This is a genomic window from Sphingorhabdus sp. (assembly GCF_046154385.1).
Taxonomy (GTDB): domain Bacteria; phylum Pseudomonadota; class Alphaproteobacteria; order Sphingomonadales; family Sphingomonadaceae; genus Sphingorhabdus_B.
Genome location: NZ_JBJXFW010000040.1, coordinates 21,562 through 39,033, shown reverse-complemented (window position 1 = coordinate 39,033; position 17,472 = coordinate 21,562). Strand labels below are relative to the sequence as shown.

The 17,472-nt window shown below is 56.1% G+C and carries 19 protein-coding genes; 13 read left to right on the top strand and 6 right to left on the bottom strand.

The annotated features are described in order from the left end of the window. Positions 1-21 precede the first annotated feature (21 nt). The 6 genes from ACKVOS_RS07580 to ykgO all read right to left on the bottom strand — a co-directional run bounded on the left by ACKVOS_RS07580 (position 22) and on the right by ykgO (position 5,060). Complete coding sequence (locus ACKVOS_RS07580; protein WP_409211409.1) at positions 22-924, bottom strand: energy transducer TonB; 903 nt, start codon at positions 922-924, stop codon at positions 22-24. 149 nt (positions 925-1,073) lie between these two features. Next, positions 1,074-2,003, bottom strand: a complete 930-nt coding sequence (locus tag ACKVOS_RS07575; RefSeq protein WP_409211408.1) for an electron transfer flavoprotein subunit alpha/FixB family protein — start codon at positions 2,001-2,003, stop codon at positions 1,074-1,076. Next, positions 2,000-2,746, bottom strand: a complete 747-nt coding sequence (locus tag ACKVOS_RS07570) for an electron transfer flavoprotein subunit beta/FixA family protein (RefSeq protein ID WP_409211407.1) — start codon at positions 2,744-2,746, stop codon at positions 2,000-2,002. The genes ACKVOS_RS07575 and ACKVOS_RS07570 overlap by 4 nt, the downstream gene beginning before the upstream one ends. Before the next feature lie 127 nt (positions 2,747-2,873). Further along, positions 2,874-4,082, bottom strand: coding sequence for an ADP-forming succinate--CoA ligase subunit beta (gene sucC / locus ACKVOS_RS07565; protein WP_409211406.1), 1,209 nt, complete (start codon positions 4,080-4,082; stop codon positions 2,874-2,876). A gap of 121 nt (positions 4,083-4,203) precedes the next feature. Beyond that, positions 4,204-4,815: an HAD family hydrolase gene (locus ACKVOS_RS07560; RefSeq protein WP_409211405.1), complete on the bottom strand. Its 612-nt coding sequence runs from the start codon at positions 4,813-4,815 to the stop codon at positions 4,204-4,206. 119 nt (positions 4,816-4,934) lie between these two features. Then, positions 4,935-5,060, bottom strand: a complete 126-nt coding sequence (gene ykgO / locus ACKVOS_RS07555) for a type B 50S ribosomal protein L36 (RefSeq protein WP_125229386.1) — start codon at positions 5,058-5,060, stop codon at positions 4,935-4,937. Positions 5,061-5,214: 154 nt separating this feature from the next. Here ykgO and ACKVOS_RS07550 point away from each other — a divergent pair, with 154 nt between their 5' ends. From ACKVOS_RS07550 to ileS, 13 genes are all read left to right on the top strand, one after another. Then, a complete protein-coding gene (locus ACKVOS_RS07550; protein ID WP_409211404.1) occupies positions 5,215-5,808 on the top strand; it encodes a DUF4136 domain-containing protein in 594 nt (197 codons plus the stop codon). 13 nt (positions 5,809-5,821) lie between these two features. Then, entirely contained in the window at positions 5,822-6,958 is a 1,137-nt protein-coding gene (locus ACKVOS_RS07545; RefSeq protein WP_409211403.1) for a M14-type cytosolic carboxypeptidase, read from the top strand. A 42-nt stretch (positions 6,959-7,000) separates the two neighbouring features. Further along, positions 7,001-7,267, top strand: a complete 267-nt coding sequence (locus tag ACKVOS_RS07540; protein ID WP_409211402.1) for a type II toxin-antitoxin system Phd/YefM family antitoxin — start codon at positions 7,001-7,003, stop codon at positions 7,265-7,267. Between the two features lie 11 nt (positions 7,268-7,278). Beyond that, positions 7,279-7,548 (top strand): Txe/YoeB family addiction module toxin, encoded by a 270-nt coding sequence (locus ACKVOS_RS07535; protein ID WP_409211401.1) that lies wholly within the window; start codon positions 7,279-7,281, stop codon positions 7,546-7,548. A 7-nt stretch (positions 7,549-7,555) separates the two neighbouring features. Further along, positions 7,556-8,011: a GNAT family N-acetyltransferase gene (locus ACKVOS_RS07530; RefSeq protein ID WP_409211400.1), complete on the top strand. Its 456-nt coding sequence runs from the start codon at positions 7,556-7,558 to the stop codon at positions 8,009-8,011. A gap of 80 nt (positions 8,012-8,091) precedes the next feature. Further along, positions 8,092-8,775, top strand: a complete 684-nt coding sequence (gene gpmA / locus ACKVOS_RS07525) for a 2,3-diphosphoglycerate-dependent phosphoglycerate mutase (RefSeq protein WP_409211399.1) — start codon at positions 8,092-8,094, stop codon at positions 8,773-8,775. A 92-nt stretch (positions 8,776-8,867) separates the two neighbouring features. Then, the gene (gene purE, locus ACKVOS_RS07520) at positions 8,868-9,323 is read left to right on the top strand and encodes a 5-(carboxyamino)imidazole ribonucleotide mutase (RefSeq protein WP_409211446.1); all 456 of its coding nucleotides are present in this window, start codon (positions 8,868-8,870) and stop codon (positions 9,321-9,323) included. Continuing rightward, positions 9,320-10,390: a 5-(carboxyamino)imidazole ribonucleotide synthase gene (locus ACKVOS_RS07515; RefSeq protein ID WP_409211398.1), complete on the top strand. Its 1,071-nt coding sequence runs from the start codon at positions 9,320-9,322 to the stop codon at positions 10,388-10,390. The genes purE and ACKVOS_RS07515 overlap by 4 nt, the downstream gene beginning before the upstream one ends. Positions 10,391-10,414: 24 nt before the next feature. Continuing rightward, the gene (locus ACKVOS_RS07510) at positions 10,415-10,906 is read left to right on the top strand and encodes a dihydrofolate reductase (protein WP_409211397.1); all 492 of its coding nucleotides are present in this window, start codon (positions 10,415-10,417) and stop codon (positions 10,904-10,906) included. 20 nt (positions 10,907-10,926) lie between these two features. Next, complete coding sequence (locus ACKVOS_RS07505) at positions 10,927-12,114, top strand: dipeptidase (RefSeq protein WP_409211396.1); 1,188 nt, start codon at positions 10,927-10,929, stop codon at positions 12,112-12,114. A 103-nt stretch (positions 12,115-12,217) separates the two neighbouring features. Further along, a complete protein-coding gene (locus ACKVOS_RS07500; RefSeq protein WP_409211445.1) occupies positions 12,218-13,144 on the top strand; it encodes a bifunctional riboflavin kinase/FAD synthetase in 927 nt (308 codons plus the stop codon). A 95-nt stretch (positions 13,145-13,239) separates the two neighbouring features. Further along, a complete protein-coding gene (locus tag ACKVOS_RS07495) occupies positions 13,240-14,229 on the top strand; it encodes a glycerophosphodiester phosphodiesterase family protein (protein ID WP_409211395.1) in 990 nt (329 codons plus the stop codon). Positions 14,230-14,294: 65 nt separating this feature from the next. Continuing rightward, positions 14,295-17,414 carry an isoleucine--tRNA ligase gene (gene ileS / locus ACKVOS_RS07490; RefSeq protein WP_409211394.1) on the top strand — a complete coding sequence of 1,040 codons (3,120 nt, stop codon included), beginning with the start codon at positions 14,295-14,297 and terminating at the stop codon, positions 17,412-17,414. Positions 17,415-17,472: the final 58 nt, after the last annotated feature.

Sequence of the window (17,472 nt, the reverse complement as noted above, 5' to 3'; positions counted from 1 at the left end):
TCCCCTCGGCATGCAACTGCGTCAGGGAATCTGGAAATGCACGGTGTTGCGATAAAATGAGGGAATAGGCTTGCCCTCACTATCGAGCGCCGGATCGAAACGCGCCCTTCGCATCACCGACTTGCAAACGGCATCATCAAAAGCTTTGGGCCGGGTTGTTGCCTGAACATGGCAATGGGTCGGAACGCCGTCGGTGCCTATGCTTAATCGAAATTCGATGATTGCAGGCTGGCCTGAAACCAGCATATTTGAAGGATAGTCCGAAGACATAATCCATTTGGATGGCGATTTGGTCGGACTCGCAGGGCGTTTAAGATTCTTGTGCTTTTCGACATCAATGCCCCAGTGGCCCATTAAATCATCGATACAGGCATTAAGCGCATCGAGCGGTGCTTTCATAGACCCTGTTTCCAAAATAACGCTCTGATGCAGAGGTTTTCCGATTTGCAGATATCTAACCGCTTTTTGGCGTGCGTCGCTGATCGGTGTATATTCAAACTCCAAGTAGCTTCCATTATGTTTTGCCTCTGCGGCAAGTTCTTCTTCTGAAGGGAGCCCAATTCTGATCCGATTGGCAAAATGTAAAGCCGGCATTTCACCGCTGGTGCCATTGTTGAAATTAACTTTTTGCAGGCTTTCTGAAGGTCCGAACGTTATGGCGGCTTCCGCCTTCAGAATCCCGGTTTTTACGGGCTTACCCGCAACCGTCAGCCGGAAGCTCTCATCCGGTCCATAGCGGTCTAGAAAAATGTTGACGGTCGTTTCGTCTGCACCAAATCGGCGGGCAAGACGGCACCTATCATCGGCATAGTCAATTTGCCATGAAGACGTGGCTTTGAGGCGCAACGGCTCTTCGGCGGATTGAACCGTTGCTGGCGTCATTATCAAGGAAAAGGCCAGTAATAAACCAATTTTCTTTTTCATGACAGATAGTTAACAAACAAATCGCCGTTCGACAACAGCATAATTGGACTCAGCTTTATCCATTTCGAACCGATGTGTTAGTGATTCCGCCACAAAAAAGGGCGGCCATTGCTGACCGCCCCTTTCGGTATTTCAAAAGCTCGTGCTGCTCAGAGCTTGCCCACCAACTCCGGCACTGCGGTGTAGAGGTCAGCCACCAGACCGATGTCGGCGACCTGGAAGATGGGGGCATCTTCATCCTTGTTGATCGCAACGATGATCTTGGAGTCCTTCATGCCCGCCAGATGCTGGATCGCGCCGGAGATGCCGACCGCGATATAGACTTCGGGGGCGACGATCTTGCCGGTTTGGCCGACCTGATAGTCGTTGGGGACATAGCCTGCGTCGACCGCAGCGCGGCTGGCGCCGACGCCTGCGCCGAGCTTGTCGGCGAGCGGCAGGATGACTTCGTTGAAGGTCGCCGAGTCTTTCAGCGCGCGGCCACCCGATACGATGATCTTCGCCGATGTCAGTTCAGGACGTTCCTGCTTGGCGATCTCGCTGCCGATGAAGCTGGAAATGCCGGCGTCTCCGTTGCCCGATACGGCTTCGATCGATGCCGAACCGCCGGTGGTTTCTGCCTTGGCAAAGGCTGTGCCGCGCACGGTGATGACCTTCTTGGCATCCGATGACTGCACGGTCGCAATCGCATTGCCGGCATAGATCGGGCGGGTAAAGGTATCGGCGCTTTCGACCGAGAGGATGTCGCTGATCTGCATCACGTCGAGCAGGGCCGCAACGCGCGGGGCGATGTTTTTGCCATGTGCGGTCGCCGGAAACAGGACGGCATCGTGATGATCCATCAACGCCGCAATCAATGGCGCGACATTTTCCGCAAGCTGGTTGGCATAGGCCGCATCGTCGGCCACATGGACCTTGGTCACGCCAGCAATCTTCGCAGCTTCTTGCGCCACGGCGCCGCAGCCGGATCCGGCGACCAGCGCATGGACTTCGCCCAGCTTCGCTGCGGCTGTAACCGTTGCCAGAGTTGCGTCCTTCAAAGACGCATTGTCATGCTCTACAAAAACGAGGATGCTCATGCTGCTACTCCCATTTCCTTGAGTTTCGCGACCAATGCGTCGACATCGGCAACCTTGATACCGGCGCTGCGTACAGGCGGCTCGGTCACTTTCAGTGTCTTCAGGCGCGGGGCGACGTCAACACCATAATCGGCAGGGGTCTTCTGCGCGAGCGGCTTGGACTTTGCCTTCATGATGTTCGGCAACGACGCATAGCGTGGTTCGTTCAGGCGCAGGTCAGTGGTAACAATCGCCGGAATCTTCAAGCTGACGGTTTCAAGGCCGCCATCGACTTCGCGGGTTACATGGACTGTATCGCCGCTGACTTCGACCTTGCTTGCAAAGGTGCCCTGCGGACGTCCGGTCAACGCAGCCAGCATCTGGCCGGTCTGGTTGCTGTCGTCGTCAATCGCTTGCTTGCCCAAAATGACAAGGCCGGGCTGTTCTTCGTCCATGATCTTGGCGAGGATCTTGGCAACGCCCAGTGGTTCGACATCTTCGGCGACCACCAGGATCGCACGGTCGGCACCCATGGCAAGTGCGGTACGCAGGGTTTCCTGCGCCTTGTCCGGACCAACCGACACCGCGATAACCTCGGTCGCCACGCCCTTTTCGCGCAGACGCAATGCTTCTTCGACCGCAATTTCGTCAAACGGGTTCATGCTCATTTTCACGTTCGCCAGATCGACGCCGCTGCCATCGGGCTTTACCCGCGGCTTCACATTATAATCGATGACCCGCTTTACGGGGACGATGATTTTCATAGCTCATCCTTCCTTGCCGACTCACATGGTGGGTGAATGCCCGCCAAATCTGTTGCGCCTATGCTTAACGTTTACGTGAACGTCAAGTGGTCTATTTAGTAGCTTTCAAAGCGGTTGTCGGTTCCCCTCACGCCGCCTTGCGAACTTCCGCCACGATTTTCTCGGCCGCATCGCCCAAATCATTGGCCGAAACGATGGGAAGGCCGCTATTAGCGAGAATGTCTTTGCCCTGCTGCACATTGGTGCCTTCGAGGCGGACGACCAGCGGAACCGAGAGGTTCACTTCCTTGGCCGCTGCAACGATGCCGTCGGCAATGATGTCGCATTTCATGATACCGCCAAAGATATTGACGAGGATGCCCTTTACGGCAGGGTCCTTCAAAATGATCTTGAACGCTGCGGTTACCTTTTCCTTGGAAGCGCCGCCACCTACGTCGAGGAAGTTGGCAGGAAATTCGCCGTTCAGCTTGATGATGTCCATCGTTGCCATAGCAAGACCGGCACCATTGACCATGCAGCCGATGTTTCCGTCGAGCTTGATATAAGCGAGATCATATTCGCTCGCTTCAACTTCGGCCGGGTCTTCTTCGGTCAGGTCGCGCAATTCGGTCAGATCCTTGTGGCGGAACATGGCGTTGCCGTCGAACGCGACCTTAGCGTCGAGCACCAGCAGCTCGTCGCCATTTGCGCCTTTACACACCGCCAGCGGATTGATTTCGATCTGCTCGGCATCGGTGCCGATGAACGCGGCGTAAAGGCCCGCCAAAACGGTCTGCGCTTGCTTTGCAAGATCACCCGTGAGGCCTAATGTTGCTGCCACCGAACGGCCGTGATGCGGCATGATACCCGTTGCGGGGTCGATGGTGATGGTGTGGATTTTTTCCGGCGTGTCATGGGCCACGTCTTCGATATTCATACCGCCTTCGGTCGACGCGACCACCGCGATGCGGCTGGTGGCACGGTCAACGAGGAGCGCCAGATAGAATTCCTGTTTAATGTCGGCGCCATCGGTGATGTACAAACGGTTCACTTGCTTGCCCGCTTCGCCGGTCTGGATAGTCACCAGCGTATTGCCGAGCATATCCTTGGCATGGGCTTCAACCTCATCCAGATTGAACGCCAGACGGACACCGCCCTTTGCATCGGGACCCAGTTCCTTGAACTTGCCCTTGCCGCGGCCGCCAGCGTGAATCTGCGATTTGACGACATAGAGGGGACCCGGAAGTTGCTTGGCAGCGGCGATGGCTTCTTCAACCGACATGGCGGCAATGCCCTTAGGCACAGCAACACCGAATTTCGCCAACAGTTCCTTGGCCTGATATTCATGGATATTCATGGGGAAAATGCGTCCTTCCAGCTGGCAGAGTCGCAGGCTCTAAAGCACAGACAAGCAGGGAATGGAAGGGGTTTGAAGGCAAGACTATCCGCGTTCACAATCGCCCCTGCTTACCACCTATTCATAGCAATAGGCCATAAGCCGACAGTTCGGCACGCAGTGATTTGGCGTCCCGGAAATGATGAGCGACAAATCCGCTGGCCCGGGCACTCACGACATTGTCATGATTGTCATCGACGAAGATTGCTTCGCCAGGTGCCAAATCGAACCTTTTCAGTGCAAGAGCGTATATGGCCGGGTCCGGCTTCACCAATTTTTCGACTCCGGATACGACGATATCGCCGAACAGGTCGAATATGGGTTGTGTCGGGCGGAACATGTCCCAGAATTCGGCCCCAAAGTTGGTGATCGCAAAGAGCGGCACGCCCTGTGCCGCCAGCTCATCCACAATTTCCAGCGATCCGGGCACCGGTCCAGGAATCGTTTCGTTGAACCGCGTGCGGTATGCTTCGATCAACGGGCCATATTTCGGATATTGCGCCGTCAGCTCTGCCGTCATGTCCGCCAATGGTCGGCCCGCATCATGCTGGAAATGCCATTCAGGAGTCACGACATGTGCCAGAAACCAGTCGAGTTCCTCTGAATCGGTGAGGAGCTTTGCGAACAAATGCCGCAAGTCCCATTCAAAAAGGACCCTGCCGACGTCGAAAACCACCGTTGAAATTTGTGTCATCGTCGCCATCCTTTAGGGTCCTGACCTTAGAATTCGGGCACAAAAAAGCCGCTCACGAACCGGATTCGGAGCGGCGTTTTGCTGAAACCAACTGCCTGCGTGGTGCAGGCAGGGCCAAGTCAGCCCTGACGCGCCTTGAAGCGCGGCTGGGTCTTATTGATAACATAAGTCCGGCCACGACGGCGAATCACGCGGTTATCGCGGTGACGACCCTTGAGGGACTTGAGAGAATTAACGACTTTCATCGGATTTACCCGTCTTTTGGCTATATGAAGCTTGAATTGAAGGCGCGCTCCTATGGGGGAGGCATGCCAAAGTCAAGTATCATTGCCCTATTTTTACGGATTCATTCGTCATACATCGCTTGCCATCAAAGACATGCGGCGTAAAGATGGTGTCATGATGACCCGAAACCGCCTTATATCTTTGGCTTTCCTCATGATCCTGTCCGGGTGTGTTGTACCTACCGGCCCTGTCGAAGTCACACGTTTCAATCGTGCGGCAGATGGCGTGGCCTATGGTACAGGCACTTTTGCCGTGGCGGCTTCCGGTGATGGTGACGCTGTTCAAGGCTTGGCCACGTCCCCTTATCTGGCGGCCGTCGCGCGCGAAATGCAGCGTGTCGGCTATACTGAAAAAGAAAACGGTTCCGAAATCAGCGCCGAAGTTCGGGTGTCGGTTACCAAAATTGAACGCGCCCAGCGCTCTCCGGTTTCAGTCGGTGTCGGCGGTTCAACCGGCAGCTTCGGGTCTGGCATCGGCCTGGGTGTGGGCATCAATCTAGGGTCGGGATCTTCGTCGCAGATCAATACTATTCTGGCGGTGCGTCTGGTCCGGCGCAGTGATAATCTTGTTGTTTGGGAAGGCAACGCATCGCAGACAGCAAAGGCAGGATCGCCCGCTGCCCAGCCCGGCATTGCCGCATCGAAATTGGCAGAGGCACTGTTTAAGGGCTTTCCCGGCGTGTCAGGTGAGTCTATCCGCGTTCCATAAACAAGGAACCTTTATGCCTATTACTGACATCAATGCTGCGTTCGACAGCGGCAACATCGTTGTTCATGCGACAACGGGCAACAACGCGACGCTTTCGATCCGCAAAGACCGGGAATCGGAATTTGCCCAATGGTTCCATTTCCGTGTGGCCTGCACCGCCGGCGAAGAGTTGACGTTGCGAATCACCGGACTCGAAGGCAGCGCCTATCCCGGCGGTTGGCCAGATTATCGTGCCTGCGTTTCCGAAGACCGTGATTTTTGGGGCCGTGCCGATACAAGCTATGACAAAGGCGAAGACGGCGGGACGCTGACGATCCGCTACACACCGGCCAGCCCGATAGTCTGGTTTGCCTATTTCGCGCCTTACAGCATAGAGCGCCACCATGATCTGGTCGCGGAGACGGCCGGTTGTGAAGGTGTAACCTACCGCTGCCTTGGTCACAGCATCGAAGGGCAGCCGATTGATTGCCTGATAATGGGCACAGGCTATACGCAGGTGTGGTTATATGCGCGCCAGCATCCCGGCGAGACTCAGGCCGAATGGTGGATGGAGGGTGCGCTTGATATGCTGACCGATTTGAGCAACCCGCATACGCGGGCTTTGCTTGAAAAATGCACCCTGCATATCGTGCCCAATGCGAACCCTGACGGCAGCTGCCGCGGTCATTTGCGGACCAACTACGCTGGCGTGAACCTCAACCGCGAATGGGCAATGCCCAGCCTTGAAAAAAGCCCCGAGATTTTGGGCATTCGCAACGCTATGGACGAAAGCGGCGTGCATTGGGCGATGGACGTCCACGGCGACGAGGCCATTCCCGCAGCTTTCATGGCCGGTTTTGAAGGCATCCCATCCTGGACCGATGATCAGGGTGACCGATACACATCCTATATCCATCGCCTTGCCGCCCGGACCCCTGATTTCCAGACCAAGCTCGGCTATTCGATTGCAGGCCCTGGAAAGGCCAACCTGTCCATGTCGACAAACCAGTTGGCGGAACGATTTGGCAAAAGCCATGGCTGTGTGTCGATGACGCTCGAAATGCCGTATAAGGATACGGTGCATGGCAATGATCCTGAACAGGGCTGGTCGCCAGAACGGTGCAAACTTTTGGCGCGCGAATGTCTGGCGACTTTGGCGGAGATGGTTTGAACTCATGTTGACATTGCACAGATTTTTGTGCAATGTTGCGGCATGGAAATAGTGACTTACTCTGACGCCCGGGCGAATTTGAAATCCTTGATGGATCGGGTGGTGTCCGATCGTGTACCCTATGCGGTAACGCGCCAACGGGGCAAAGCGGTTGTGATGATTGCACTGGACGACTGGAATTCCATTCAAGAGACGATGCACTTAAGGGCCAGCGTTGCAAATGCCGCGCGGCTGGACGCCGCGATGGCCGACGCTGATGCGGGTAGGAATATGATCGAGGTCGACCCCAAAAGCTTTCTACCTGTATAAAGGCCGCCGAGTTGAAACTGGTGTTTCTTGAACAGGGTTGGGAAGATTATGTGTTTTGGCAGCAGCAGGACAAGCGCATCGTTGTGCGAATCAATGAGCTTCTTACCGACACAATGCGTTCGCCTTTCAAGGGTATAGGAAAGCCCGAACCTTTAAGGGAAAACTGGTCTGGATGGTGGTCGCGTCGCATTACGGCAGAACATAGAATGGTGTATCGTGTCGCTGGACAAGATAGTGATCTGCGTATCGAAATCGCGCAATGTCGTTACCATTATAAGTAGATAACCGATGCATATCATAAAAGACGATCTTACCGGCTCTGAAATCCGCGCTTTGCTTGAAACCCATTTTGCCGGAATGCTGGCCAATTCGCCGGAGGGCAGTTGTCATTTCCTTGATTTCGACGGCCTCAACGCGCCGGATGTGACCTTTTGGTCCATCTGGGATGATGATGCGTTGATGGGGTGTGGCGCGTTGAAAGAATTGTCGCCCGATCATGGCGAAATCAAGTCGATGCGGACCCATGCCGAACATTTACGCAAAGGTGCTGGTGCTGCGATGTTGGCCCATATCATCGCGCAAGCAAGGGAGCGTGGGTATCGGCGGCTGAGTTTGGAAACCGGGTCTTCCGACGCGTTTATTCCGGCTTTGTCCATGTATACCGCGCATGGCTTTGCATTTTGCCCGCCTTTTGGCGATTATGTCGAAGATCCATTCAGCTGCTTTATGACGTGCGAACTATAGCCGGTATTGCGCCAACGCCAATTGTACCGCGCATCACCTGCCGCTAGATGCAGGGTCGAATCAAGACTGAAGGACCCAATATGCCCAAACTCATTCTTATCCGTCATGGCCAGTCCCAATGGAATCTCGAAAACCGCTTTACCGGCTGGTGGGATGTTGATGTGACCGAAAAGGGCGCGGCGGAAGCCTGGGCTGCGGGTGAATTGATGAAGGAAAAGAACATCACCCCCGATGTGGCATTCACCAGCGTACAGTCACGCGCAATTAAGACGCTCAATCTGGCGTTGGAGGCTATGGGCCGGCTTTGGGTTCCGGTGACCAAGAACTGGCAATTGAATGAACGGCATTATGGCGGATTGACCGGGCTCGATAAGGCTGAAACGGCGGCCAAGCATGGCGAAGATCAAGTGCATATCTGGCGTCGCAGCTTCGACATTCCACCGCCACCATTAGAAGCAGGTTCGGCCTATGATCTATCGTCGGACCCACGCTACGCCGGTATCGCCATCCCGAATACCGAAAGCCTGAAGGACACAATCGCGCGGGTGCTGCCTTATTGGGAAAGTGCTATCGTTCCTGAACTTAAGGCCAATAAAACCGTGCTCATTTCGGCGCATGGCAACAGCTTACGGGCGTTGGTCAAACATTTGTCCAACATTTCTGACGTAGATATTACCGGACTTGAAATCCCGACCGGTCAGCCGATTGTCTATGAACTCAATGACGCTCTTCAAGGCGAACGCTATTATTTGTCGGAAAAATAGGACATGGGCTGAAAACAGGTTTTTGAAAGTCCGCTTTTTTATCCGGGGGGATCATATAAGTGAGTGAAGCGCAGCCTCTTATCGGCATCATCATGGGCAGCCGGTCCGATTGGGAGACGATGCGTGAGGCATCGGCAACGCTGGATGTCTTGCACATTCCACATGAATGTAAGGTGGTGTCGGCACACCGCACGCCGGAACGTTTATATGATTATGCAAAAGGCGCGGCAGATCGCGGACTAAAATGTATTATAGCAGGTGCGGGTGGTGCGGCGCATTTACCCGGAATGGCAGCATCAATGACGCGGCTGCCGGTGCTAGGTGTGCCGGTACAATCCAAGGCACTGGACGGCATGGACAGTTTGCTGTCGATCGTACAGATGCCTGCGGGTATTCCCGTCGGCACATTGGCTATCGGCAGGGCTGGTGCGATAAATGCCGCGTTACTGGCCGCCGCCATGCTCGCCAATGAAGACTCGGCACTGGCAGAGCGGCTGGACAGCTGGCGTGCCGAACAGACAGCTTCGGTAGCCGAGACACCTGAATGACGGCACTGCCCCCCGGTTCGACGATTGGCATATTGGGTGGGGGCCAGCTTGGCCGGATGTTGGCGATGGCGGCGGCCCAGCTCGGCTATCGCTGCCATATTTACGCTCCGGCAGGAGACAATGTCGCCTGTGAAGTTGCGGCGGCCTGCACAGTCGCCGAATATCACGATCTGGACGCTTTGATGAACTTTGCCGGTAGCTGCGACGTTATCACGTTCGAATTTGAAAATGTTCCGGTGGAGCCATTGAAATCGATCTTTGGCCGTGTCCCTATATACCCGCCCATCACGGCTCTGGAGGTGGCGCAGGATCGTGTGGCGGAAAAGGAATTTGTTCGCAAACTAGGAGGCGAGACCGCCGCCTTTGCCGTTGCCCGCTCTGAAATCGAAGTTGAAGGCGCGGTTTCTGCAGTGGGAACGCCCGCGATATTGAAGACTATCCGCATGGGATATGACGGCAAAGGGCAAGTGCGGGTTTCGGCCCACAGCGAACTTGCGAGCGCATGGCGTCGAGCAGGGGGGCAGCCTCTGATTGCCGAGGCTATGGTCCGCTTCGATGCCGAATTCTCTGTCATATTGGTGCGCGGAACCGATGGCGAGATCCGCTATTGGGATTCGACCCGCAATGTCCACGAAGACGGCATTTTAGCAACCTGCTGCCTGCCTGCGGGTCCCTTGATTGAAAGCCAACAGGTTGCGGCCCGTAAAATGGCGGGCGATGTGGCCGACGAGCTGGAATATGTAGGTGTGTTTACAGCGGAATTCTTTGCAAGCGCCGAAGGACCGTTGTTCAACGAAATCGCCCCGCGCGTCCACAATAGCGGCCATTGGACTATCGAAGGCGCGGAAACCAGCCAGTTTGAAAACCATATCCGCGCCATCTGCGGCCTGCCTTTGGGCAGCACGGCAACGATTGCAGATCGGGTGGAAATGCAGAACCTGATTGGTGATGATGGTGAACGATGGGCCCAGTTGTTCAGTGACCCTGCTGCTAACGTGCACCTTTATGGCAAGGCCGAAGCGCGTACCGGACGAAAAATTGGTCACGTCACCCGCTTGTATAGATAGTTAAATGTCGGCAAGACGGGCGATATGAATCATCCCGAAATCATCCTTGTCCTTGCCCGCGCCGCCAATGGAGTGATCGGAAGGGATGGCGCAATGCCCTGGCATATCCCCGCTGACCTGCGTCATTTCAAGCAAATAACGAAGGGCCGCCCGATGATTATGGGCCGCAAGACATTTGATAGCCTGCCGGGGCTTTTGGACGGGCGAAGGCATATTGTTTTGACCCGCGATAAAGCATGGGATGAAGACGGCGCAGAAGTGGTGCATTCGGTCGAAGAAGCGTTGAAGCGCGCCAATGGTCCACATGTATGCGTGATTGGCGGTGCTGAAATTTATGCGTTGTTCCTGCCGATGGCGCACCGGATTGAACTCACCGAAGTGGCAGCTTCGCCGGAAGGCGATACGATTATGCCGGCATTCGATAACGCACAATGGGAAGAAGTCGCCCGCGACAGTCATGCGGCGGAAGGCAAAATTCCCGCGCATGATTTTGTGACTTTGGCGCGCCGCGTCTGAACAGTTCGGGGGGAGAGAAAATGCGTAAACGGGTTTGGATACCACTGGCGTTGATTGGCGCAGCCGCCATCGGCTTTTTCGGCTTTGCGCCGGGCTATGTCGAAGGGTCGATGAACGTCGTCGACGGTAAACCGCTTATCAAGGTGAGCGATGAGGCGAAGGCGCTGCACAAGACGCTGACGATCGTTGATTTGCATAGCGATACGCTGATGTGGAACCGTGACCTGAATGAACGGGCGTCGCGCGGGCATATGGATGTGCCCCGTTTGCAAAGTGGCAATGTCGCATTGCAGCTATTTTCATCGGTCAGCAAAACGCCAAAGAACCAGAATTACGACGGCAATGGCGCGGACACCGATAACATTACGCTTCTTACTATTGCCCAGTTGCAGCCGGTGAAGACCTGGAATTCGCTGGTTGAACGGTCGCTTTATCACGCGCAAAAGCGGGATGCGGCTGCCGCTGGTTCAAATGGCATGGTTAAAGCTGTTAACACGTCGGTGCAACTGGACAGCCTGCTGGCGGCGCGCGCCAAAGACCCCCGACCCGTTGGCGCGATGCTGACTATCGAAGGGTTGCAAAATCTGGAAGGCAAGGCCGCCAATCTGGACCGGCTCTACGCCGCCGGTTTTCGCATGGCGGGCCTGACCCATTTCTTCGACAATGAATTGGCCGGGTCGATGCACGGCCTGAAGAAGGGCGGACTGACGCCCTTTGGCCGTGATATCGTTCGGCGGATGGAGGCGAAGGGCATGATTATCGACATCGCCCATCTGTCGCACACGGGCGTCGCGGAGATACTCGCCATGGCCAAACGCCCCGTGGTGTCCAGCCACGGCGGGGTGCAGGCGACGTGCAAGGTCAACCGCAATCTGACCGACGATGAAATCCGCGGCGTTGCCAAAACAGGTGGCGTCATCGGCATCGGCTATTGGGATGCTGCCATTTGCAACACATCCCCGCGCGCGGCCGCCAAGGCGATGAAGCATGTGCGCGATCTGGTTGGCATCGAATATGTCGCACTTGGTTCGGATTATGACGGGGCCACCACCGTGCGCTTCGACACGTCGCAACTGACTCAGGTCACGCAAGCGTTAATGGACGAAGGCTTCACCGCTGATGAAATCCGCGCCGTCATGGGCGGCAATGCGCTGCGCGTCATTCGCGCCGGGCTGGTGCCGATGGCGGAGGCGCCTTCGATAAAATGATGAATTTAATTTCCGTTCGCATCGAGCGTAGTCGAGATGCCCTTCCGTTAATCGCTGTTCTGGTGTGTCTCGACTTCGCTCGACACGAACGGAGAGGCGAATGATTCCCCGTCTCCATGCAACCGAACGCGTTCCCGACGCCTTGCGCGGCGCGGTTGCGGCACTTGGAAATTTTGACGGATTCCATCTGGGGCATCAAACCGTCGCGGGCGAGGCGATTGCGCAGGCAAAGGCGGCGGGAAAGCCCGCCATCATTGCAACCTTCGATCCCCACCCTGTCCGGTTTTTCGCACCCGATACCCCTTGGTTCCGGTTGACCACGTTGGACCAGCGCCAACGCCTATTTGAAGCCGCGGGCGCTGATGCGATGCTGGTGTTTGAATTTGACGCATCTTTGGCCAACACCATGGCGGAGGATTTCATTGTCGCCCTGCTCGTCGAACGGCTGGGGTTGAGCGGCGTCATAACAGGTGAGGATTTCACCTTCGGCAAAGGCCGGGGCGGCAATGTCGACGTGCTGCGCGATCTTGGTGCGGCCCACGGCCTGCGCGCGACCACGATGGGTCCTGTCAAGGACGAGGGCGGGATTATCTCCTCCAGCCGTATTCGCGACGCGCTCAAAGCCGGTGACTGCGCCACGGCTACACGCTTGCTGACCCGTCCCTTCACGGTCGAAGGCGTGGTGCAGCATGGCGACAAAAATGGACGGCTGCTGGGCTTCCCGACCGCCAATATCGACATGGCGCATTATCTGCGCCCGCGTTACGGCATCTACGCGGTCAAGGGCCGCTTGCCCGACGGCCGCGTGCTGCACGGTGCCGCCAATCTCGGCATCCGCCCTAGCTTTGATCCGCCCAGGGAATTACTGGAACCGCATTTCTTCGATTTTGCGGAGGATTTGTACGGGCAAATAATAGAAGTCGAATTTCATGCATATATTCGCGGGGAGGCCAAGTTCGACAGCATGGATGATCTAATGGCGCAAATGCAGGCGGATTGTGATCAGGCACGTGCCATATTGGGCAATTGATAATCTTTGTGTTCTTTGTGCCTTCGTGTGAGATAATTTTTGCTCACACAAAGACACGAAGACTCAAAGAAGAAGGATAAAGGGAGGAGTTTACGGTGAAACTATCCCGTACCAAAAAGCGTATACTGACGGTTGTTGCCCTTATCCTCGTCGCGCTGTCGTTGCTGAATTCGAGCTGGCTTGCACCGACGCCCGTCGGCAAGCCAAAGTTGATCGCGCATCGCGGCGTCTATCATCTCTATGACAAGCGCGCCGCCTTTGGCCGCGACTCTTGCACCGCCCGCTTCATTCGCACGCCCGACCATGAGGTGTTCGAAAACACCGTGGCGTCGATCCAGATGGCGGCGGGATTGGGCGGCGATCTGGTCGAGATTGACGTCGCGCCGACCAAGGACGGCAAAATGGTGCTGTTCCATGACTGGACCGTCGATTGCCGTACCAATGGCAAGGGTGAGACGCGCGATCTGACACTTGCCGAGCTCAAGGCGTTGGACATTGGCTATGGGTACACAGCCGATGGCGGCAAGACATTCCCCCTGCGCGGCAAGGGTGTAGGGCAGATTCCGACCGTCGAGGAAGCACTTGCCGCGCTGCCGTCGCGTCCCTTGCTGTTCAATTTCAAATCCAAGGATGTAGGAGAAGCGGATCAGCTTTTTGCCATCTTGAAGGCGTCGGGCCGGGATTACGAAAAATTGGGCGATGCCTTTTATGGCGCAACCGGCCCCGTCACCCGCATCCGTCAATTGGCGCCGAAAAACTGGGCTTTCGACCTGAAGGGCGAGGCGCAGAAATGCACAAAGGATTATGTCGCCTATGGCTGGACCGGCATCATTCCCAAAAGCTGCCACAATGGGGTGCTGGTGATTCCGATCAATTACCAGTGGATCATGTGGGGTTGGCCCAACCGCCTGATTGCCCGTATGGAATCGGTGGGGGCAAGGGTCATTGTGATGGGCCCCTATGAAAGCGGCAAATCCAATGAAGGCCTGACCGATGTGCACCAACTGGGTAAGATTGCCGGAACCTTTAACGGCTATATCTGGATCGAGGATATTTGGGGCATTGGCCCCGCGCTGAAGAAGTGAAATCGGACCCAGAAACAAGTTGAGGGTGACGAAAGGCAATTTGTTGCGCTAAGGGCGCTTTCGACATGACAGAAGCTATAGACTATCGCGATACCGTCTTCCTGCCGAAGACCGATTTCCCCATGAAGGCTGGCCTTCCGCAGAAGGAACCGGTGATCCTTGCCCGTTGGCAGGAACAGCGCCTGTATGAAGAGCTGCGCAACCGCCGCCGTGGGCGTGAAAAGTTCATCCTGCACGATGGCCCGCCTTATGCCAATGGCGACATGCATATCGGCCATGCGCTGAACCATATCCTGAAAGATACGGTCGTCCGGACGCAGACCTTGCTCGGCAAGGACGCACCCTATGTAACCGGTTGGGATTGTCACGGCCTGCCCATCGAATGGAAGGTCGAGGAGCAATATCGCAAGAAAAAGCTCAACAAGGATGATGTCGATCCGGTCGAGTTCCGCGCCGAATGCCGCGCCTATGCGCAACATTGGGTCGATACCCAGCGCGAGCAGTTGAAGCGGCTGGGTATCAACGGCGATTGGGACAATCCCTATCTGACCATGGACTTCCAGGCCGAGTCGACCATCGTGTCGGAATTGTTGAAGTTCGCCGAAAGCGGTCAGCTTTATCGGGGTGCCAAGCCCGTCATGTGGTCGCCGGTCGAAAAGACCGCCTTGGCAGAGGCCGAGGTGGAATATGAAGATATCACCTCGACGCAGATTGATGTGGCGTTCGAGATTGTTGAATCGCCGATTGAAGCGCTGAAGGGTGCTTATGCGGTGATCTGGACGACGACGCCTTGGACGATTCCGGTGAACCAGGCGATCGCTTATGGGCCTGATGTTGAGTATGTCTTGGTTGTAATCAAGAACGCTCCGGATGGCTTATTCAAATCAACTGCGGGCAAGGTTTTAGTCGCCCGAGAGCGCATGTCGAAATTGTTAGAAAAAGTTTCGACGTGGGACGACGACGGTGTCTGGGACGATAATGCTTCTTTTGGCCAAGCGGACCATGAGGAAATTTGGACGGGCAAAGGCTCCGAGCTAGCCGGAACCATGGTCCGTCACCCGATGCATCATCTCGAAAATCCTCCCCGGGACGGGGAGGGGGACCATGCGCAGCATGGTGGAGGGGGTTCGCCTCCTAACGCAGCGCTTGACGGCACCCCCCCTCCGTCAGCCGCTGGCGCGTCTGCCACCTCCCCGTCCCGGGGAGGATTTTTCAGCAGATTACGCCCCATGCTCCCCGGCGATTTCGTTACCACTGACAGCGGTACCGGTCTTGTTCATATGTCGCCCGATCATGGCGAGGACGACTTCGACCTGTGCAAGGCGAACGGTATCGATCCGGTTTTTGCGGTCGAAGGTGATGGTAAATACCGCGCCGACTGGCTCTGGCTGGGCGGCGAAGGTAGCGTCATCAATCCCAAATTCAATGCGCCCGATGGCCCTATCTGTACCGCGCTGCGCGAAGCGGGCGGATTGCTCGCGGCGTCCGCCGATTACCAGCACAGCTATCCACATAGCTGGCGGTCGAAGGCGAAGGTCATCTATCGCTGCACCCCGCAATGGTTTGTTTCGATGGACCGGCCCTTGCCGATGGGTGTCTCGACTACGCTCGACACGAACGGTGTTGAAGCGTTGTCCACTCCTTCAATCGAGCATCCAGTGCCCCCCTCTCCGTTCGTGTCGAGCGAAGTCGAGACACCGGGCAGCCAAAGCACCACCCTGCGTGAAACTGCCATGTCCGCCATCGCCGCGACTCGCTTCATCCCCGAAAAGGGCCGCAACCGCCTGTCCTCGATGGTCGAAGGCCGCCCCGACTGGGTGCTGTCACGCCAGCGGGCATGGGGTGTGCCGATCACGCTCTTTGTCGACCGCAAGTCCGGGCAGTATCTGAACGATCCCGCCGTCAACGCGCGGATCGTCGCCGGTGTGCGGGAATCGGGTGTGGATGCGTGGAGCGACGAACGCGCACAGGAATATCTGGGCAGCGATTACGCGCTCGCTGATTATGAACGCGTCACCGACATTCTCGACGTCTGGTTCGATTCGGGCTGCACCCACGTGTTCACGCTGGAATCGGGGCGCTGGCCCGATCTGCAATGGCCCGCCGACCTCTATCTCGAAGGCAGCGACCAACATCGCGGCTGGTTCCAGTCGAGCCTGCTGCAAAGCTGCGGCACGCGCGGGCGTGCGCCGTATAATGCGGTACTGACCCACGGCTTTACGATGGACCAGAAGGGCATGAAAATGTCCAAGTCGCTGGGCAACACGATCAACCCGCTCGACCTGATGCGCGACAGCGGCGCGGACATCTTGCGGCTGTGGGCGCTGACTGTGGATTTCACCGAGGACCACCGGATCGGTAAAGAGATACTGCAGGGCGTGTCCGACCAGTATCGCAAGTTGCGCAACACCTTCCGCTATCTGCTCGGCGCGCTCGACGGATTTTCGGATGTTGAAAAGGTCGCCGTTTCGGACATGCCGGAACTGGAGCGGTACATGCTAAACCAGCTGTTCCATTTAGATTGCAACATCAGAACTGCAATCGGGCAATTTGATTTTAATGGTTATGTCCGGGATTTAACGGATTTTTGTAATGAAGACCTGAGCCGATACTTTTTTGACGTCCGTAAGGATTGCCTCTATTGCGATGACCCTGCGGATCTGACACGGCGCAGTTATCGCACCGTACTCGATACTCTTTTCCATGCACTGGTGCGCTACGCTGCGCCTGTTCTTGTTTTTACCGCGGAAGAAGTCTGGCAAACCCGATTCCCCAACGGAGAAAGCATTCACTTTCAAGAATTGCCCATTGATTCCTATGGCCAGCATGACCCGGAAATCGCCCAATTCTTCCAGATATATAATTTGGTTCGGGATGATATTCTTGAGGCTATTGAACCGCTGCGCCGGGAAAAAATAGTCGGTTCAAGTCTTGAGGCAGTTGTTTCCTACCCTTGGAAAGCACGAGCGCAAGAGATGAACCATGTAGAACCGGTGAATGCAGAATTGCTCGCCGAGCTTGCCATGGTTGAGCGCGTCGATTGCAATAATAATTCGGTGGATCGTGGTTCAATTGTTGTCACTAAAACCACCAACCACAAATGCGGTCGCTGTTGGCGGCATCTGCCGGAGGTTGTCGAGGACGGCGCGCTATGTGCGCGGTGTGAGGATGTGGTCGGTGGATAAGGCTCAGCAAATCCTCCCCGCTTGCGGGGAGGTGGCAACCCGCAGGGTTGACGGAGGG